Annotated in this window: 17 protein-coding genes; 6 read left to right on the forward strand and 11 right to left on the reverse strand. The window is 66.9% G+C overall.

What is annotated here, in order from left to right:
- Window position 1: 1 nt before the first annotated feature.
- The 7 genes from AB8M85_RS09215 to AB8M85_RS09245 form a co-directional block, all read right to left on the reverse strand.
- Window positions 2–343 carry a flagellar basal body rod protein FlgB gene (locus tag AB8M85_RS09215; RefSeq protein WP_372698480.1) on the reverse strand — a complete coding sequence of 114 codons (342 nt, stop codon included), beginning with the start codon at window positions 341–343 and terminating at the stop codon, window positions 2–4.
- 221 nt (window positions 344–564) lie between these two features.
- Window positions 565–831, reverse strand: a complete 267-nt coding sequence (locus AB8M85_RS09220; protein WP_372698481.1) for a hypothetical protein — start codon at window positions 829–831, stop codon at window positions 565–567.
- A gap of 25 nt (window positions 832–856) precedes the next feature.
- Complete coding sequence (fliS, locus tag AB8M85_RS09225) at window positions 857–1,276, reverse strand: flagellar export chaperone FliS (RefSeq protein ID WP_372698482.1); 420 nt, start codon at window positions 1,274–1,276, stop codon at window positions 857–859.
- Window positions 1,273–2,592: a flagellar filament capping protein FliD gene (fliD, locus tag AB8M85_RS09230; protein WP_372698483.1), complete on the reverse strand. Its 1,320-nt coding sequence runs from the start codon at window positions 2,590–2,592 to the stop codon at window positions 1,273–1,275. Before fliD ends, fliS begins: the two co-directional genes overlap by 4 nt.
- 144 nt (window positions 2,593–2,736) lie before the next feature.
- A complete protein-coding gene (locus AB8M85_RS09235; RefSeq protein ID WP_372698561.1) occupies window positions 2,737–3,612 on the reverse strand; it encodes a flagellin in 876 nt (291 codons plus the stop codon).
- 168 nt (window positions 3,613–3,780) lie between these two features.
- A complete protein-coding gene (locus AB8M85_RS09240; protein WP_372698484.1) occupies window positions 3,781–4,635 on the reverse strand; it encodes a flagellin in 855 nt (284 codons plus the stop codon).
- Between the two features lie 106 nt (window positions 4,636–4,741).
- On the reverse strand, window positions 4,742–5,557 hold the full coding sequence (locus AB8M85_RS09245; protein ID WP_372698485.1) for a sigma-70 family RNA polymerase sigma factor: 816 nt from the start codon (window positions 5,555–5,557) through the stop codon (window positions 4,742–4,744).
- Window positions 5,558–5,809: 252 nt separating this feature from the next.
- Here AB8M85_RS09245 and AB8M85_RS09250 point away from each other — a divergent pair, with 252 nt between their 5' ends.
- Genes AB8M85_RS09250 through AB8M85_RS09270 form a run of 5 tightly spaced genes read left to right on the forward strand, consistent with a single transcriptional unit; the run spans window position 5,810 to window position 9,978 of the window.
- Window positions 5,810–6,295, forward strand: a complete 486-nt coding sequence (locus tag AB8M85_RS09250; protein ID WP_372698486.1) for a flagellar protein FlgN — start codon at window positions 5,810–5,812, stop codon at window positions 6,293–6,295.
- Between the two features lie 9 nt (window positions 6,296–6,304).
- A complete protein-coding gene (gene flgK / locus AB8M85_RS09255; protein ID WP_372698487.1) occupies window positions 6,305–7,723 on the forward strand; it encodes a flagellar hook-associated protein FlgK in 1,419 nt (472 codons plus the stop codon).
- 11 nt (window positions 7,724–7,734) lie between these two features.
- Window positions 7,735–8,661 carry a flagellar hook-associated protein FlgL gene (gene flgL / locus AB8M85_RS09260; protein WP_372698488.1) on the forward strand — a complete coding sequence of 309 codons (927 nt, stop codon included), beginning with the start codon at window positions 7,735–7,737 and terminating at the stop codon, window positions 8,659–8,661.
- Complete coding sequence (locus AB8M85_RS09265; RefSeq protein WP_372698489.1) at window positions 8,658–9,038, forward strand: flagellar assembly protein FliW; 381 nt, start codon at window positions 8,658–8,660, stop codon at window positions 9,036–9,038. Before flgL ends, AB8M85_RS09265 begins: the two co-directional genes overlap by 4 nt.
- 37 nt (window positions 9,039–9,075) lie before the next feature.
- Window positions 9,076–9,978 (forward strand): DUF4031 domain-containing protein, encoded by a 903-nt coding sequence (locus AB8M85_RS09270; RefSeq protein WP_372698490.1) that lies wholly within the window; start codon window positions 9,076–9,078, stop codon window positions 9,976–9,978.
- Between the two features lie 91 nt (window positions 9,979–10,069).
- Here AB8M85_RS09270 and groL read toward each other — a convergent pair whose 3' ends face one another.
- The 3 genes from groL to AB8M85_RS09285 form a co-directional block, all read right to left on the reverse strand.
- Complete coding sequence (gene groL, locus AB8M85_RS09275) at window positions 10,070–11,698, reverse strand: chaperonin GroEL (RefSeq protein WP_372698491.1); 1,629 nt, start codon at window positions 11,696–11,698, stop codon at window positions 10,070–10,072.
- Window positions 11,699–12,007: 309 nt separating this feature from the next.
- Window positions 12,008–12,739, reverse strand: a complete 732-nt coding sequence (locus tag AB8M85_RS09280; RefSeq protein WP_372698492.1) for a LytR C-terminal domain-containing protein — start codon at window positions 12,737–12,739, stop codon at window positions 12,008–12,010.
- Window positions 12,740–12,792: 53 nt separating this feature from the next.
- Entirely contained in the window at window positions 12,793–13,089 is a 297-nt protein-coding gene (locus AB8M85_RS09285) for a DUF3263 domain-containing protein (RefSeq protein WP_372698493.1), read from the reverse strand.
- Window positions 13,090–13,236: 147 nt separating this feature from the next.
- Between AB8M85_RS09285 and AB8M85_RS09290 the strand changes: the two genes are divergently transcribed.
- Window positions 13,237–14,016 (forward strand): uracil-DNA glycosylase, encoded by a 780-nt coding sequence (locus AB8M85_RS09290; protein ID WP_372698494.1) that lies wholly within the window; start codon window positions 13,237–13,239, stop codon window positions 14,014–14,016.
- A 140-nt stretch (window positions 14,017–14,156) separates the two neighbouring features.
- On the opposite strand, the gene AB8M85_RS09295 is transcribed toward AB8M85_RS09290, so the two are convergent.
- Complete coding sequence (locus AB8M85_RS09295) at window positions 14,157–16,454, reverse strand: threonine/serine exporter family protein (protein ID WP_372698495.1); 2,298 nt, start codon at window positions 16,452–16,454, stop codon at window positions 14,157–14,159.
- Window positions 16,455–16,520 lie beyond the last annotated feature (66 nt).

The raw sequence follows: 16,520 nt of genomic DNA on the forward strand, positions 1-16,520 counted from the left end.
GTCAGCTGCTCCTCAGGGCGGTGCGGATCCCGCTGAACGTGCCGGAGGCGGCTTGGGTGGCGAACTGGTAGCGCAGCACGGTGTCGATGTTGGACAGCGTCTCGGTGTCCATGTTGACGTTCGATCCGTCGAGCCGGGTCGGTTCCAGCGAGCGGGCCGTGGTGGCCGTCGCGTGGCCGTCGCCATGGGCCACGGAGCGGGCCAGTGTGTCCTCGAAGGAGACGCGTTCGGCGTGGTAGCCCGGCGTGTTGACGTTGGCGATGTTGTTCGCGATGGCACGCTGGCGCATGGCCAGGCCATCGAGGGCGCTTTCCAGCGCGACCGACGTGACGGATTCGAACACGGCTTACTGCTCCAGGGTCGAGACACTGCCCGTCCGTGGGCCACAAGGTGTGAGCAATCCGTGCTCACTGGCAACCATCGGCCGGGCCGGTCGGCCCGTTAGCGGTTGCGATGGGTAATTGACGAAAAGTTTTCAGATAGCCGCTGGTCAGCGCGCGTTGCGCCCGCCAGCCCGGTGCCAGCCAGCCAGTGTTGGCCTGCCGAATCTCAGCCCGGTATGTGTCAGCCAGCGACGTCGAGGTAAACGGACGATCCGCCGTCCTCGGCCAGCGGCACGGACCGCACCGCGGCGAGCTGCCGGGCGATCTCGTCCCGTGCGGCAACGGTGCGAACCGCAGCGTCGTTCAGCGCGGCGACGAGTGCTTGCGCACGGGGCGCCAGTTCCGCGGGCAGTGGACCAAGCCCGGCGGGCGGTGTCCAGGGCACGACGCCGGTGCTTGCCTCGAGTGCCTGGGCCGCCTCCAGCTGGTGCTCAAGGTCTTCCAGCACGCGTGTCCACGCATCATCGGTTCCCCTATCCAACGCGCAGGGCTCCGGCCGGTGCCGGCGCGGATTCGTTCTGCGCCTGTGCGGCCTCGTGCCAGCTCTGGCGCAACGGCTCGAGCAGCTCGATGCATTCGCGCGTCTTGGCGGCGTCCCGGCTTGTATTGGCATTCAACATGGCGGTGGTGGCGTAGGTGTAGACGGCCAGCAGATCTGCGGCGCCGTCCCACACGTCGAGCTTCAGCGTGGAGGACAGTTCCGCGACGATGGCCTGCGCGTGGATGAGGTTCTCCGAGGCGATGGACCACTGTTCGTTCTGCTGGGCGGCTTCGGCCCGGGACAGGTCCAGCAGCAACCGGTCGTAGAGCATGGTCAGCAGTCGGGCCGGGCTGGCGGAGAGGATGGCCTCGCGTTCCAGCTGGGCGCGCTTCTGGGCTGGGTTTATCATCATGAAGAGCTTCCGTTCGTGCTCGGCAGCGAGGACAGTTGGCTGGTGAGCCAGGAGGACTGGGCGTTCAGGGCGCTGAGCTGGACTTCCATGGCCGCGTAGGTCTTCTCGAGGGTCGCCCGGCGGGTGGCAAGACGGCGGTCCCAGTCCATGACCTGGTCGTCGAGGCGGGTGATGGTGGATTCCTGGCCCTTGATGCGGGCGGTGATCTGGCCGTCGTACTTGTCGGACAGTGCGGAGGCGGTCGAATGCACGCGGGAGGCGATCTCCTGGAGTGTAGCCTCCACCATGGCAGGGTTCTCGGTCAGCGCCTGCTGGAACTTCTCGGCGTCATACTCGATGGTTCCGGTTTTGGTGATGCTGATGCCGATTTCCGAGGGCGACTTGCCGTTGACCGGCATCGTGGCCGCGGACAGGATCCGCTGGTTCACATCGCGGGCGGTGCTGTCGGCGGTGAAGATCATGCCCTTCGTGGTGCCGTCGGGATCGGATGTCACGGACGAGTTGGCAGAGATGAAGCCGAAGAGGCTGTTGAGATTGTCGACCAGGTCCTCGGCGACCTTGCCGGCGGCCTCGTCGTCGCGTGCGACCGTAATGGTCACCGGAGACGTGGAGGCCTTGCTGACGGTGATGTCGACACCGGGCAGCAGGTCCTCGAACGTGTTGCTGGACGAAATGACTTCTTGTTCGACTCCCGTCACCCCGGACCACAGCGTGATGCTGGCATCCTGTGCAGTCTTCGCTTCGGTGAGGTTGGAGCCTGCAGTTCCAGAAATGGTGAACTTGCCACTGGTTCCGGTGTCGGCGGCTGAGAATTGTAGGCGGAAGGTGCCATCGCCTGCTGCCACCATGACAGCCTTGACGCCAGCGTCGGAATTGTTGACGGCACGGACTACGTCATCAAGTGACGTCGAATCTGCCGCGATGGAAATGACGGACCCGTCGGCCTTCGTGATGGTAAAGGATGCCTCGGTCCACTCGCTGACTTTCCCAGAGACCGACACCTGTGCTTGTGCCGTCTGGTTGACGGTGATGTCCACGGAACCAGGGGCAGCGCCGCTACCCGCGGTAGCCTTCGCGGCATCTGAGCTGCTTGTGGTGGTAAAAAGCTGCAGGGAGTCCGGTTTGGCTGCTTTCTCTGCCAGTTCGCCTAGTGCAGAGACTTTGGTATTCAGCGCCTGCAAGGCAGAAACCATCGTCTGTGCCGCAGAGACCTTGTTCTTGAGGATGTTCTGCGGAATGGCCTCGGCCTGCATCAGGGTGTTGATCAGGGCTGTGGTATCCAGACCGGATGACAATCCGTCGAGCGAGATGCCCAAGTTCTCTTCCCTTCTATGACTGCCTACGACTGCGGAAATGCTGGAGGTGTCCCGTGAACGGCGGTGGCGACCGTTATCTGGCGGGGGGCCGGGCCGGCCGCCACGCACCGTTCGCGGAACTCTTTACTTCACTACGTCAAGGTACTAACGCAGCAACTGCAGAACGCCCTGGCTCGACTGGTTCGCCTGTGCCAGCATGGAGGTGCCGGCCTGGGAGAGGATGTTCGAGCGGGTGAACTTGACCATTTCCGCGGCCATGTCGACGTCTCGGATGCGGGACTCGGCGGCGGTCAGGTTCTCGCGACCGACATTCAGTGAATTGATGGCCGACTCGAAGCGGTTCTGGACAGCACCGAGCTCAGCTCGGTTTGTCGAAACCGCAGTGATTGCCGTGTCGATGGCCGTAATAGCCAAGGCTGCGTTCGCCGCCGAATCAAACAGGAAGTTCGTTGCGTCGGGCTCGTGCGTGCTGGCATCAGCCGATGTCGCCCCGTAAGTGATATTGGTAATGGACGCCAACGATGTCTTCATGTCAGTCATCGACACGGAAATTTGCGACGATGCGCCTCCATCAGCCCCTACCTGGAAGGACATGGTGGCCCCCTTCAGCAGGTCCTTCCCGTTGAAGTTCGTCGTGTCCGCAATCCTGACCAGCTCGTCCGTCAGGCCGGTGACCTCCTTCTGAATGGCCTCACGCGACTCGGCGTTGTTGGAGTCGTTGCCGGCCTGGACGGCAAGGTCGCGCATGCGCTGCAGGATCGCGTGGACCTCGGTCAGGGCACCTTCAGCGGTCTGGATGACCGAGATGCCATCCTGGGCGTTGCGGGCAGCAACGGTGTAGCCGTTGACCTGCGAGCGCAGGCCCTCGGAGATCGCCAGGCCCGCCGCATCATCGGCGGCCCGGTTGATGCGCAGTCCGCTGGAGAGCTTCTCCAGCGACTTGGAAAGGTCGTTCTGCGTGTTCGCGAGGTTGCGTTGCGCGTTGATCGCAGAAAGGTTGGTGTTAACGGTCATACCCATGGTGAATTCCTCCGTGAAGTGGGTGTTGGTGCGGCGTTCATCCATGAACGTCGCCTTGATACGTCCTCTGTGCGAGCACAGGAACGTGGCTGGGAACGTTTCTCCGTCTCGATACGAGCATCGGTCCCGCAGTCGAATTAATTCACTCGCTGCCTAGGCTCGAACGATTTAGCGGAGGAGCTGCAGCACACCTTGGCTCGACTGGTTCGCCTGGGCCAGCATGGAGGTGCCGGCCTGGGAGAGGATGTTCGAGCGGGTGAACTTGACCATTTCTGCGGCCATGTCGACGTCTCGGATGCGGGACTCGGCGGCGGTCAGGTTCTCGCGTCCGACATTCAGGGAGTTGATGGCAGACTCGAGACGGTTCTGCGAGGCACCAAGGCCAGCACGTGCGGTCGACACGTTCTCGATCTGGGTGTCGATGGCTGTAATCGAGGCGGCAGAAGCAGTCGCAGTAGCAAACCCTGCGGCAGCCAAACCGGTGATCGCCGTCCCGATGGCGGCCACATCGGCCGACGTCAGATCGACAATGATCTGGTTGCTGGGTGCCCCACCTGCTCCTACCTGGAAGCTCAACTGCCCCGTGCCGTCTCCGGAGGTTGCTCCCTTCAGCAGGTCAATTCCGTTGAAGTTCGTGGTTTCAGAAATTCGGGTGAGTTCTGCACCCAACTGTTCCACTTCGGTCTGGATCGCAGTGCGGGAATCTGCGTTGTTGGAGTCGTTGCCGGCCTGCACGGCCAGATCGCGGACGCGCTGCAGGATCGAGTGGACCTCGGTCAGGGCGCCTTCAGCGGTCTGGATGACCGAGATGCCGTCCTGGGCATTGCGAGCTGCCACGGTGTAGCCGTTGACCTGCGAGCGCAGGCCCTCGGAGATCGCCAGGCCCGCCGCATCATCGGCGGCCCGGTTGATGCGCAGTCCGCTGGAGAGCTTCTCCAGCGACTTGGAAAGGTCGTTCTGCGTGTTCGCGAGGTTGCGTTGCGCGTTGATCGCAGAAAGGTTGGTGTTAACGGTCATACCCATGGTGAATTCCTCCGTGAAGTGGGTGTTCGTGCGAGGTCCGTCCGTGGACCTCAACCACACCTATCGGCAGGAACTTTCTGGGCGTTAGCCGAGAAGTGGAAATCTTCTACAAAGCAGCGGCAGCCGGACTGATGCGGTGAACCGCTTGGGCCGTGCGGGTAATTCCGCCGGCTGCCTGCTCGCCAAACGCGGCCAGGTAGTTCGTCCGCCGTTGCGCAGCAACGCGGGATACCGGCTCCGAGTTCTTGATCTGCTCCGAATCGGCATAGTGGGTTTGCATGCCGTCGCGCAGCAAACGCATCGCCTCGGATCGCTGCTGGGACACCGCGGAGTGGGTAATGCCCAACTCTGCTGCAACTTCCTTGACCGTCGAACCATCGAAGTAGATGCGCTGGACGATGTGCCGCATCTTCTCCGGCAGGACTTCCACGGCGGCACGCACCATTGCGGTGCGCTCGTCGGCAAGCAGCCGCTGCTCGGGTGTTTCGGTCTCGGCGACGAGGTAGTCGGCCATGACATCGTCGATGCCGACGACAGTGCGGGCGGCATCCTGCATGGCAGCGTGCACTTCGTCTTCGGCGACACCGAGGGACTGGGCGAGTTCCGCCGTCGTCGGCGTACGGCCGAGGGCTGCCGTCAGGGTCTCCTGGACGACCTTGGTTTCCTTGATGCGCTTGCGTGCACCGCGGGTCGCCCAGTCGCTGGAGCGCATGTCGTCGGCGAAAGCGCCGACGATGCGTCGGCGTGCGTAGGCGCCAAAGGGAACGCCGAGGGCAGGATCGAAGGAATCTGCTGCCGTGACCAGGGCGATCGAACCGACCGACGCCAGGTCCTCACGCGAGAGATGCGTTGCCTTCGCACACATCTCCGCAGCGAGATAACCCACTAACGGCAGATTGTCGACAACCATCTGATTGCGCACAGATCTATCCACTGACTCGCCCCATTCCAAGTAAATAGCGGCCAGCCATACTGACCGCTGGGGCGGAGCGAAATTCCCCCCCACAGGAGATATTAGTTTAACTTTGTGGAATTTGGATACCCCCAATTTTCTCCTACCCACAAAGTCTTCCTAACGGTGCTGAAAACTCGGCCGATAGACTCTTGTATGCCGGGGGGCTACATGGAAGATAGGCGTGGGGTCTACCCGACAAGCTGAGGGGATCGATGGCGCATGAGTGCCAATGAATTATCCGCGTTGCTGTGGAAAGAGCGGGAGTTGCTGGAGCTGCTCCAGTTCAAGCTCGAGGAGGAACAACTCCTCTTGGTCTCCGGGAAGAGCCGTTGGATCGGCATGGCCACCCGCGAGGTGGAAAGCGTGCTGGACAAGGTCCACGCTGCCAGCCTGGCCCGGTCCGTCGAAGCCGCTTCGGTGGCCGCAGCCTGGGGTCTAGCCGATGACGCGCCGCTGGCAGATATCGCCGCACAAGCTCCCCAGGGACCCTGGACCGACATCCTCGGAGCGCACCTGACCGCGCTGCGCGAGACCACCAGCGAGATCGCCGCACTGCGAGAGGCCAACGAGCAGTACCTGCGCGCGGCCCAGCGCTCCACGCAGGAGACACTGGCCACGCTCGACGACGAACGGCCCGGTTACGACCGCACGGGCGCCGGTACCGCTGCCCGCGATGGCGCGCGGATCATCGACACGAGTTTGTAGGGGACGGATATGAGCACCTTCAGTGGATTGAACACCGCGATGACCGGGTTGAATGCCGCGCGCATCGGCATCGAGACCACCGGCAACAACATCATCAACGTCAATACGCCGGGCTACACCCGACAGCGTGCCGAGCTGTCAGCCGTCGGGGCACTGGCCTCCACGGGATTGATCGTCACCCGCCCCAGCTTGGGCCAGGGTGTCTCCGTCAGTGGCATCGCGCGGCTGGCCGACGCACACCTGGATGCCCGGCTCAACGCGACCTCCGGCGCCGTCGGCATGGCAGATACCCGTGCTGCTGCCCTGATGGACATCGAAAACACGCTGCGCGAACCGGGCGAAAACGGCCTCTCGGCGTTGCTCGGCAAGTTCTGGAATGCCTGGGAGGGCGTGGCCAACCACCCCGGGGAGGCATCGCAAGCCACGGTGCTCATCTCCAGCGCAAAAGACGTCGCGTCCCGGCTCGCCCTCATGCACGGCGAGCTGTCCGACCAGTGGTCCACACAGCGCTCCGGGCTCAACACGATGGTCTCGGAGGTGAACTCGACTGCGGCCCAGGTTGCTGAGCTGAATGGCAATATCAGGGCGACGATGACCGCCGGAGGCAACGCCAACGAGATGCTGGACCGGCGAGCGATGCTCGTCAACCGTCTGGCCGAGCTGTCCGGTGCCACCAGTGCGACCAACGCAGACGGCACCATTGAGGTGAAACTCGGGAACCAGTCGCTCGTCGCCGGCACCAGCCACAGCGAATTGAAGGCCACCGGATCGGAGCAGCTCTCCGGGGCGACAAATGACCCGCCGCGGTTGACGTTGGACGGTAACGACGTCGACTCGGTCGGCGGACGGGTCGCTGGAGCGCTCTCCTTGCTAGCACCAGCGGATCCCGAAGGGAACGGAACGGGTGGTGCGATTGCCGAGATGGCCGCATCGTTGGACGCTGTCGCCGAGAACTTGGTGACAACCGTCAACACGGTGCACAAGGAGGGCTTCACCGTAGCTGATCAGACACAGAAGAACTTCTTCGATCCAGACCAGACGACAGCGGCCGGGCTCTCGGTGATCGTTTCTTCTGCCGCTGAGCTTGCCACGAAATCCTCTGCGGGCGCTGGGAAATTGGACGGCTCCAACGCGCTGAAACTAGCCGATCTCGCCAACGAGGATGGCGGTCCCGACAAGGTGTGGTCCGGCGTCGTCGTCTCTGCTGGTTTGGCAGCGCAAGCCGAGGCGCAGCAAGCGGTGACTGCCGCCGTCGCACATTCGGCAGCCGCCGCCCAGCAGCAGGCATCCGCCGGCGTGTCCCTCGATGAGGAGAACGTCGCACTGCTGGCCTACCAGCATGCCTACCAGGGGGCAGCGCGCGTCATGACCGCTGTCGATGAAATGCTCGATACCCTGATCAACCGCACCGGCATCGTCGGACGCTAAGGAAGGGAACGATGATCAACCGCATCACGAACGCCGGCATCAGCGCAGCCGCCACCCGCAACCTGCAGACCGCCATGCAGCGCCTGGCCACCGCGCAGACGAAGGCGTCCTCACTCGAGGCCATCTCCCGGCCCAGCGACAACCCGGCCGGCACCGCGACCTCGATGGCCGTCCGAGCCGAGGCCCGGGCCAATGAGCAGTACAGCCGCAACGTGGGAGACGCGAAGGGCTGGCTGGCCACGGCCGATTCGGCACTGTCCTCGGCGACCACGATCCTCAACCGCATCCGCGAGCTCACGGTCCGCGGCGCCAACGACGGCAGCATCAACGCCAACGGCAAGGAGGCCATCGCGATCGAGCTCGAGACGCTGCGCGACAGCCTCGCCGATGCCGCGAACACCCAGTACGCGGGACGGCTCGTGTTCGCGGGCACGGCCGATGCGTCCGCAGCCGTCACTGTGAAGCCGGACGAGACGACGGTGGAAACGGACGACGTCACCGTCACTTTCACGGCGACTGGCGGCAAAGTCGACCGGCGCACCGGACCCAACACGACTGTCCGAGTGGACACGGACGCCGCCGAGGCCTTCGGCCCGATCACGGAAGGCGGAGACGACGTGTTCTCGCTGATCACCAACATCATCAAGGACCTCCGCGGGGGAGACAACATCTCACAGCGCATCGACCAAGTGGACGCTGCCATGCAGAATGTCCGCGATGCCCAGACCTCCGTCGGTGTCCGGCACGCGACGGTGCTGGCTGCCGAGTCCACGCTGATGGACAACGCCGTAGCCTTGGAGGGTCGGCGCTCGGCGGTCGAGGACATCGACCTGGGAACCGCCATCCTGGACCTGAAAACGCAGGAGGTCGCCTACCAGGCAGCGCTGGCTGCCTCCGCGCGCATCCTCCAACCGACCCTGATGGACTTCCTCCGATGAGCACACGCCTCGCTTTCGCCGCCCCGCTCCCCGGCCTCGCCGACCTCACCGAGTTCACGCTCGAGCCCGTCGAGGACGCCGTCGGCCTCTACTCGCTGGATTCGGCCGACCGCCCGGAGATCCGCTTCTTCGTGCTCGACGCCGCCACCCACCTGCCGGACTATGCCCCGCGCTTCTCCCGCGAGCAGCTGGCACTGGTCGGCGCGGCTGCCGTGCAGAAGCCCACGGTCCTGGCCATGGTGAACACGTCCGACCGCGAGGCCACCGTGAACCTGCTGGCCCCGGTGCTCGTGAACCCGGAGACCGGCGCGTGCGCACAGGTGATCCTCGAGGGTCAGGACTGGCCGCTGCGTTCGCCCCTCGGCGCCACCGCCTGACAGGGCACTCCCCCGCTCCCCCGGGTAATCTGGGCGCATGGCCATCCTCATCGATCCCCCGTTGTGGCCCGCCCACGGCACGGAGTTCTCACATCTGGTCTCCGACATCTCGGTCGAGGAACTCCATGCCTTTGCCGCGGCCGCCGACCTGCCCGCACGTGCCTTCGACCGTGACCACTACGACGTACCTCGCAAGCGGTTTGACGACCTGGTCGCACGCGGGGCCCTGCCCGTCCCGGCCACCGAGCTGGCGCGGCGCCTCATCCGTTCCGGGGTGCGCATCCCGGCCCGGCAACGCCCCGAGCGCCTCGACGGGGTCCTCGCCGATGCGTGGGACCGCCTGCTGCCCGGCCACGCGGGGCTCGCTGCACAGCTGATCACCCGGTGGTCCGAACCGCACCGGCAGTACCACGACCGGGCCCACCTGCTGGCCGTGCTGCGCGCCCTGGACCTATTGCGGTCTCGGGGCGAGGCGGTCGGGCCCCATCCGCGGGCACCGTGGTTGGCCGCCTGGTTCCACGACGCCGTCTACGCCGGTGTCGCCGGCCAGGATGAGGAGGAATCGGCCCGCCTGGCCGAACAGCTGCTGCCGCAGGCAGGGGTCCCCGCGGACGAGGTGGCCGAGGTTGCCCGCCTGGTCCGGCTGACGGCCACCCACTGGCCGGAAGCGGACGACGCCGCCGGGCGCCTGCTGTGCGACGCGGATCTGGAGGTCCTGGCCCGTCCGCGGCCCGCCTACACCCGCTATGCCGCCGCGGTACGCCGCGAGTACTCGCACGTCCCCGCCGCGGACTTCGCCGTCGGCCGGGCCCAGGTGCTGCGCACGCTGCTGGCCACCGAACCGCTCTACGCGACAGCCACCGGAAGGGACCTCTGGGAAGTCGCCGCCCGGGAGAACCTCACAGCGGAACTGGCCGATCTCGGCTTTCCGGCACCCTGAACCGTGCCGCGCCTTAAAGCCGCCGGCGCGGCCACCTCGATGAGGTGACCGCGCCGGCGTCGTGCTGATGAAGGCTGGGAAGCCGGGGTGGCTAGAAGCCGCCCATGCCGCCCATGTCGTCGCCACCGGGCATGGCCGGAGCGGCCTTCTCCGGCTTGTCGGCGACAACTGCCTCGGTGGTGAGGAACAGGCCCGCAATGGAGGCGGCGTTCTGCAGGGCAGAGCGGGTGACCTTCACCGGGTCGTTCACGCCGGCCTGCAGCAGGTCCTCGTAGACGCCGGTGGCCGCGTTCAGGCCGTGGCCCGCGGGCAGGCCCTTGACCTTGTCGGCGACGACGCCGGGCTCGAGGCCGGCGTTGAAGGCGATCTGCTTCAGCGGTGCCTCGACGGCGACCTTGACGATGTTGGCGCCGGTGGCCTCGTCGCCTTCAAGTGCCAGCTTCGCGAAGGCCTTCTCGCCGGCCTGGATCAGGGCCACGCCGCCGCCGGCGACGATGCCCTCTTCCACAGCGGCCTTGGCGTTGCGCACGGCGTCCTCGATGCGGTGCTTGCGCTCCTTGAGCTCGACCTCCGTGGCGGCACCGGCCTTGATGACCGCAACACCGCCGGCCAGCTTGGCCAGGCGCTCCTGCAGCTTCTCGCGGTCGTAGTCGGAGTCGGAGTTCTCGATCTCGGCGCGGATCTGGGACACGCGGCCGGCGATCTCCTCGGCGTCGCCTGCACCCTCGACGATGGTGGTCTCGTCCTTGGTGACGACGACCTTGCGGGCCTGGCCCAGCTGGTCGAGCGTGGCGGCCTCGAGCGAGAGGCCGACTTCCTCGGAGATGACCTGGCCACCGGTGAGGATGGCGATGTCGGCCAGCATGGCCTTGCGGCGGTCACCGAAGCCCGGGGCCTTGACGGCGACGGACTTGAAGGTGCCCTTGAGCTTGTTGACGACCAGGGTGGCCAGGGCCTCGCCCTCGACGTCCTCGGCGATGATCAGCAACGGCTTGCCGGACTGCATGACCTTCTCCAGGACGGCGACCATGTCCTTGACGGAGGAGATCTTGGAGCTGACGATCAGGATGTACGGATCCTCGAGGACCGTTTCCTGGCGCTCGGCGTCGGAGACGAAGTAGGCCGAGAGGTAGCCCTTGTCGAAGCGCATGCCCTCGGTCAGCTCGAGGTCCAGCCCGAAGGTGTTGGACTCCTCGACGGTGATGACGCCTTCCTTGCCGACCTTGTCCAGTGCTTCGGCGATGAGCTCGCCGATCTGGGAGTCGCCAGCGGAGATCGACGCGGTGGCGGCGATCTGCTCCTTGGTCTCGATCTCCACGGCGGAGTCGAAGAGCTCGGTGGTCACGGCCTCGACGGCCTTCTCGATGCCGCGCTTGAGCGACAGCGGGTCGGCGCCGGCGGCAACGTTGCGCAGGCCTTCCTTGACGAGGGCCTGGGCCAGCACGGTGGCGGTGGTGGTGCCGTCGCCCGCGATGTCGTCGGTCTTCTTGGCGACCTCCTTGACCAGCTCGGCGCCGATCTTCTCGTACGGGTCGTCCAGCTCGATTTCCTTGGCGATGGAGACGCCGTCGTTCGTGATGGTGGGGGCGCCCCACTTCTTCTCGAGGACGACGTTGCGCCCGCGCGGGCCGAGGGTCACCTTGACGGCGTCGGCCAGGGTGTTCAGACCCCGCTCGAGGCCGCGGCGTGCTTCCTCGTCAAATGCAATCATCTTGGCCATGGTGGCTAGTGGTCCTTTCGGGACAGTCATGCGAGTTCATGAACCAGCTGAAACGCCCGCGACGGACGGGCGGGACCCTGCGTTGTCTGAACGCCGTGCCCACACCCTCGCTGCAACTGATCCGGGGTTCACCCGGTGTGTTCGACGGCGAGGCACCGTCGCGGATCCGGTCCGCGCCGCGCTTAGCAGTCTCAACACCCGAGTGCTAAGTCAATTATTGGCACTCCCTACCCGAGAGTGCAAGCCGTGGGACGGTATTCGGGAAAACTCGTGCCGTCCGGGACGGTTCCGAGTAGGCCGCGGAAGAACTCAGTAGCCCGAGCCGAGGACGACGGCGATGCGCCCGGGGATGTTCGCGGTCTGGTAGATCGTCCCGATCCCCAGGACGTCGGCGGCCTGCTGGGCAGTGGCCTTGTCGGCTTCCGACTTGTAGTAGACCACCGAGTTGTTTACGTGCTTGGTCCAGTTTCCCGCGCTGACGCTGGTGAACCCGGCACCGACGAGCTCGCTGCGGCCCGAGCCGGCCAGGCCGGAGCGGTTCGAGGCGTTGTAGACGCCGATGCTGGTGGACAGGTCCGGTTCGGCGGCTGCGGCACTGGATTCCGCGGCAGCCGAGCTGGCCGCGGCGGCGCTGGACGAAGCAGCGGCTTCGGACGCGGCGGCGGATTCCTCGGCGGCGCGCGAGGATTCGGCTGCTTCGCTTTCCGAGGCACCTGCCTCATCGGAGGCGGCAGCCCCCTCGGAGGCACCACCGGAGGGGGCCTCCGAGGCGGAGGAGGCATCGGCGTCGTCCTGGGTGGGCGAGGCCGGTGCGCTGGCCGAGCTGGAGGCCGCAGCGGTGGTGGCGACCGGCTGGCCGGTGAGCTGCGGCAGGACGAAGTAGCTGAAGAGGCCGACGACCAGGGCCAGGATGCCGAACGCCACGATCCATCCCAGCGGGGAACGGCGGGCCGCTTCCCCGGCGACGGCCTGGCGGTGGACACCCTTGCGGTTCGTGAATTCGGGGACCCTGTCGAATTCGTCGTTGGGGTACTTCGTCATCGCAGTCCTTGGTTCCTTTGGTCCGTCAGGCAGGTGGTGGCGGGGCAGCGGCCCTACGCGTCGCCGGCCAGGCGGCGGGCGCTGCGTGCGCGGTGCCTCGTCGATCGAAGTCTACGCAATCTTTTGACAAGCATCGGGTCATGCGCCAGCGCGGCGTCCGTGTCGATCAGCGCATTGAGCAGCTGGTAGTAGTTCGCCGCCGAGAGATCGAAGAGCTCGCGGATGGCCTGCTCCTTGGCCCCGGCGTACTTCCACCATTGGCGTTCGAGGGCCAGGATCCGCTGGTCGCGTTCGTCCAAGTCGCTGGATTCGTCGATGTCGAACTCCAGCTCGCCGGCCTGAACTGCCATGATGTGCCTCCTCGGCCCGTCTCCGATCCTGCATGCCCCCACCCGGGCATGGCCGGGTCGCGGGGTTCTTCCCCACCCTCCATGGTAGTGGCGAATGACAATGATGTCATTTGGCGCCCGGTGCATGCCGGCGGGCAAAATGGCCCCATGGAGAATGATGCGCAGGCCACCTGGCCGATGGCCCCGGACTGGGCCCGGGCGCTGGAGCCGGTCCTGCCCCGGCTGCAAGCTGTGGAGGCCGAACTGGACCGGCGACGCGCGGACGGGGAGCTGGTCCTGCCGGCCGCCGAACATGTGCTGCGGGCCTTCCACCGGCCGATGTCCGAGGTGCGCGTCCTCATCCTCGGCCAGGACCCGTATCCGACCCCGGGGCACTCGATCGGGCTGGCCTTCGCCGTCGACGCCGCCGTGCGGCCCCTGCCACGGAGCCTGGCCAACATGTTCGCCGAATACGTGGCCGATACCGGCTACCCCTTCCCCGCCAGCGGGGATCTGGCCCCGTGGGCCGATCAGGGCGTGCTGCTGCTGAACCCGGTGCTCACGGTGGGCGCCGGGGACACCGGATCGCACGGCAAGCTCGGCTGGCAGGAGATCACGACCGCCGCGCTCACGGCCCTGGCCGGCCGGGGCACTCCGTTGGTCTCGATCCTCTGGGGCCGGCACGCCCAGCGATTCGAACCCCTGCTGGGCACGACGCCGGTGATCACCAGCCCGCACCCCTCTCCCCTGTCGGCCCGGCGCGGGTTCTTCGGCTCGCGGCCCTTCACGCGCGCCAACGAGCTGCTCGAGGCCCAGGGTGGCGAGCCGGTGGATTGGCGTTTGCCGGCGGCGGAAGCCGCGCCGTCCGTGGGCGCCGCCGGAGCCGTACGGCCGCCGGGCGGGCCTGCTCCGGAGGGGCCGGGGGACGCACCGCTGCCCGGGTTGTAGGGGCGCCTTTGGGGCGCTTGGTGGGCCCACGGTCCGTAACCACCCGGTAGATGTCCGGGAAACCGCCCGTTGGCGATGCTTCGGAGGGCGATAACCCGGATAGCCAGCCAGCTGCAGCCCGCGCGGAGCGCGCTGTGGGGTTAGCGGCGGCGGATGCGCCGGCGTTCGTGGGTGATCCAGCCCTTGGTGAACGGGCGGGCGACGGTGTCGCCGAGCACGACGCCGCCGGCGATGGCCAGGATGATCGTGAAGGCGTTGAACATCTGGATCAGGCCGACCGACACCTGGCCGGCATCGATCGTGATCCCGTACATCGCCCGGAAGATCATCAGACCGGGCAGCAGGAACGTCACCGCGGGAACGGCGACCACCAGCTGCGGGGCCCCCATCTTCATGGCCACCCAGCGGCCGAACCCGCCGACCACCACCGCGGCCACCGCGGGGGTCAACCGCTCCCCCACGCCGAGCTGCTCGGCGAGCAGATAGGCCAGGTACCCGGCCAGCGCGACGCCCGCGGTGGGCAGCACCAGCGAATGCGAGGTCTGCTCGAACACGCCCACGCAGATCACGGCCACGACGACGAGGAACACCAGGAACGGCTTCGGGTAGTCGATCTGCGCCACATTGGCCACGTCCAGCCGCGGCATGCCCATCATCGCCCCGGCGACCAGGGCCGCCGTGATCCCGGCAATGATCGCCCCGTAGATCAGCAAGGACGAGAAGAAACGGCCAGCGGCGGTGACCGGGAAGCCGTTGATGGCATCCTGCACCGCCGAGACGAATCTCGACGAGGGCAGCAGCAGCATGATCCCGCCGGCGACAACCACCGCCGGGGAGATCGGGGCGTGGACCGCCCACAAGAGCATCGCGATCGCCGTCGTCACCGCGGAGCCGAGCCCGATAGTGAAGAACTCGGGGACCCGCCACGCGCCGACGACGTTCATGATCTTGGTGATCAGGGCGAAGGAGAGGAACCCCAGCAGGGCACCGAGCCAGTTGCCGCCGATGAAGACGACGAAGGCAGCGGTGAACCCGCCGCCGCCGGCCGTGGCCATCCAGCGCGGGAACGGCTTGGGCTGGCGGAGGATCTCGTGCAGCCGGTCCGCCGCCTGGGTCCGCGTGACCCCACCGGCGACGATCTCGGAGACCAGCCGGTGCAGTCGGGCCAGGCCACGGTAGTTCCCGGTCCAGGATCGCACGACGCGCAGCAGCGAGACCGGGTTCTGGTCCTGTGGCGCGTAGTTGATATGGATGGACTGGTTGGTGATCTCCACGTCGACGTTGCGCAGCCCCAGTGAGGCGGTGACCGCGATGACGCTGGTCTCCGCCTGCAGGGCACCGGCGCCGAAGCGGAACATGGACTCGGCCAGGTCCAGGGCGAACTCGAGGGTTTGCCGGGCGTTGGCGTCGTACTCGGCGGGCTGCTGGATGGTCGGGTTGGCGTACGGGCTGCCCACCAGCCGGTCCACGATCGAGAACGCCTGGGTTGGTGGCGACTCGGTCTGCATGATCTTGGAGAACATGCGCCGGGCCGCCGGGTTGGCCTTGCTGGCTGCACGCGCGACGGTCGGCAGCGGGCTCGCCGGACGCGTCGGCGTCGGGGGAACGACCGTTTGCGCCGCGGTCTGCGGGCTGGTGCGGGCCTCCGGAGGCAGGACGTTGGAGACGCGTGCCACCGCCGGGTCGATCGGCACGGTGCTGGTCGTCGGCGGGGCAGCAGGGGTTGGCTTGGGCCGGCGGGCTGCGGGGATCTTCCAGGCGTTCGGCTTGCGGGCGGTGCCGGTGCGGGGTGCTGCGGGACCGTCGAAGCCCGAGGATGCCGCCGGGCGGCTGGAGGGCCGGCCCGGGCGGACGGGCCAGCCCGGACGCGTCTTGCGGCCCTGGCCCTTGGGGCGGGCGGGCGAGGCACCGGCCGCCTTGGCGGCCACGTCGGCCGCTGCGCTGTCGGCTGGCTTTCCGGTGCCGGCCTGGCGGCCGGACGCTGCGTCGGCAGTGCTGCCAGAGTCGGTGGTGGCGGTCTTCTTCCCGGGCACGACGACGGGCGCCTCGGCGGTGCGCGGGGTGACCCCGTCCCAGTCCGGTTCGGTCTTGGAGCGGTCGTCCGGGGAGCCGGGCAGGTCCACGCTGCCGCTGGGCAGCACGTGGTCGGTGCGGGGACGCGACTCGTCGACCTCGACTGCCTCGGGCGTGTAGGCCAGGGCGCCAGTGGGTTCGGTCTTGACCCAGTCGTCGTGGAAGCCCGGGGCGACATCGGCCTCGGCGGAGGCACCGCCGTCGTCCCCGGTGGTCCGGGAACCGGCCAGGCCGAGGCGTCCGAGCAGGCCGACCGGCTGCTTGATTTCCGACGTCGGGATGCGCGGCATCGATCCGACGGGCGGGTTCGGGTCCTCCGGGCGCGTGGTGGTTTCGGAGGGCTCCGGCTTGTCACGGTCGGACACGAAGTCTCCTGTTCTGACGGGGTTTCTGCAGCCAACTCTACAGCCGCGACACGGTCCGGCAGGGGG

The organism is Arthrobacter sp. JSM 101049 (assembly GCF_041679245.1).
Taxonomy (GTDB): Bacteria; Actinomycetota; Actinomycetes; order Actinomycetales; family Micrococcaceae; genus Arthrobacter_H.

Coding starts and splice junctions, on each gene's coding strand:
- fliS (WP_372698482.1), bottom strand. CDS start 1,276: ATGATGATAAACCCAGCCCAGAAGCGCGCCCAGCTGGAACGCGAGGCC.
- AB8M85_RS09235 (WP_372698561.1), bottom strand. CDS start 3,612: ATGGGTATGACCGTTAACACCAACCTTTCTGCGATCAACGCGCAACGC.
- AB8M85_RS09240 (WP_372698484.1), bottom strand. CDS start 4,635: ATGGGTATGACCGTTAACACCAACCTTTCTGCGATCAACGCGCAACGC.
- AB8M85_RS09250 (WP_372698486.1), top strand. CDS start 5,810: ATGAGTGCCAATGAATTATCCGCGTTGCTGTGGAAAGAGCGGGAGTTG.
- flgK (WP_372698487.1), top strand. CDS start 6,305: ATGAGCACCTTCAGTGGATTGAACACCGCGATGACCGGGTTGAATGCC.
- flgL (WP_372698488.1), top strand. CDS start 7,735: ATGATCAACCGCATCACGAACGCCGGCATCAGCGCAGCCGCCACCCGC.
- AB8M85_RS09265 (WP_372698489.1), top strand. CDS start 8,658: ATGAGCACACGCCTCGCTTTCGCCGCCCCGCTCCCCGGCCTCGCCGAC.
- AB8M85_RS09270 (WP_372698490.1), top strand. CDS start 9,076: ATGGCCATCCTCATCGATCCCCCGTTGTGGCCCGCCCACGGCACGGAG.
- groL (WP_372698491.1), bottom strand. CDS start 11,698: ATGGCCAAGATGATTGCATTTGACGAGGAAGCACGCCGCGGCCTCGAG.
- AB8M85_RS09280 (WP_372698492.1), bottom strand. CDS start 12,739: ATGACGAAGTACCCCAACGACGAATTCGACAGGGTCCCCGAATTCACG.
- AB8M85_RS09285 (WP_372698493.1), bottom strand. CDS start 13,089: ATGGCAGTTCAGGCCGGCGAGCTGGAGTTCGACATCGACGAATCCAGC.
- AB8M85_RS09290 (WP_372698494.1), top strand. CDS start 13,237: ATGGAGAATGATGCGCAGGCCACCTGGCCGATGGCCCCGGACTGGGCC.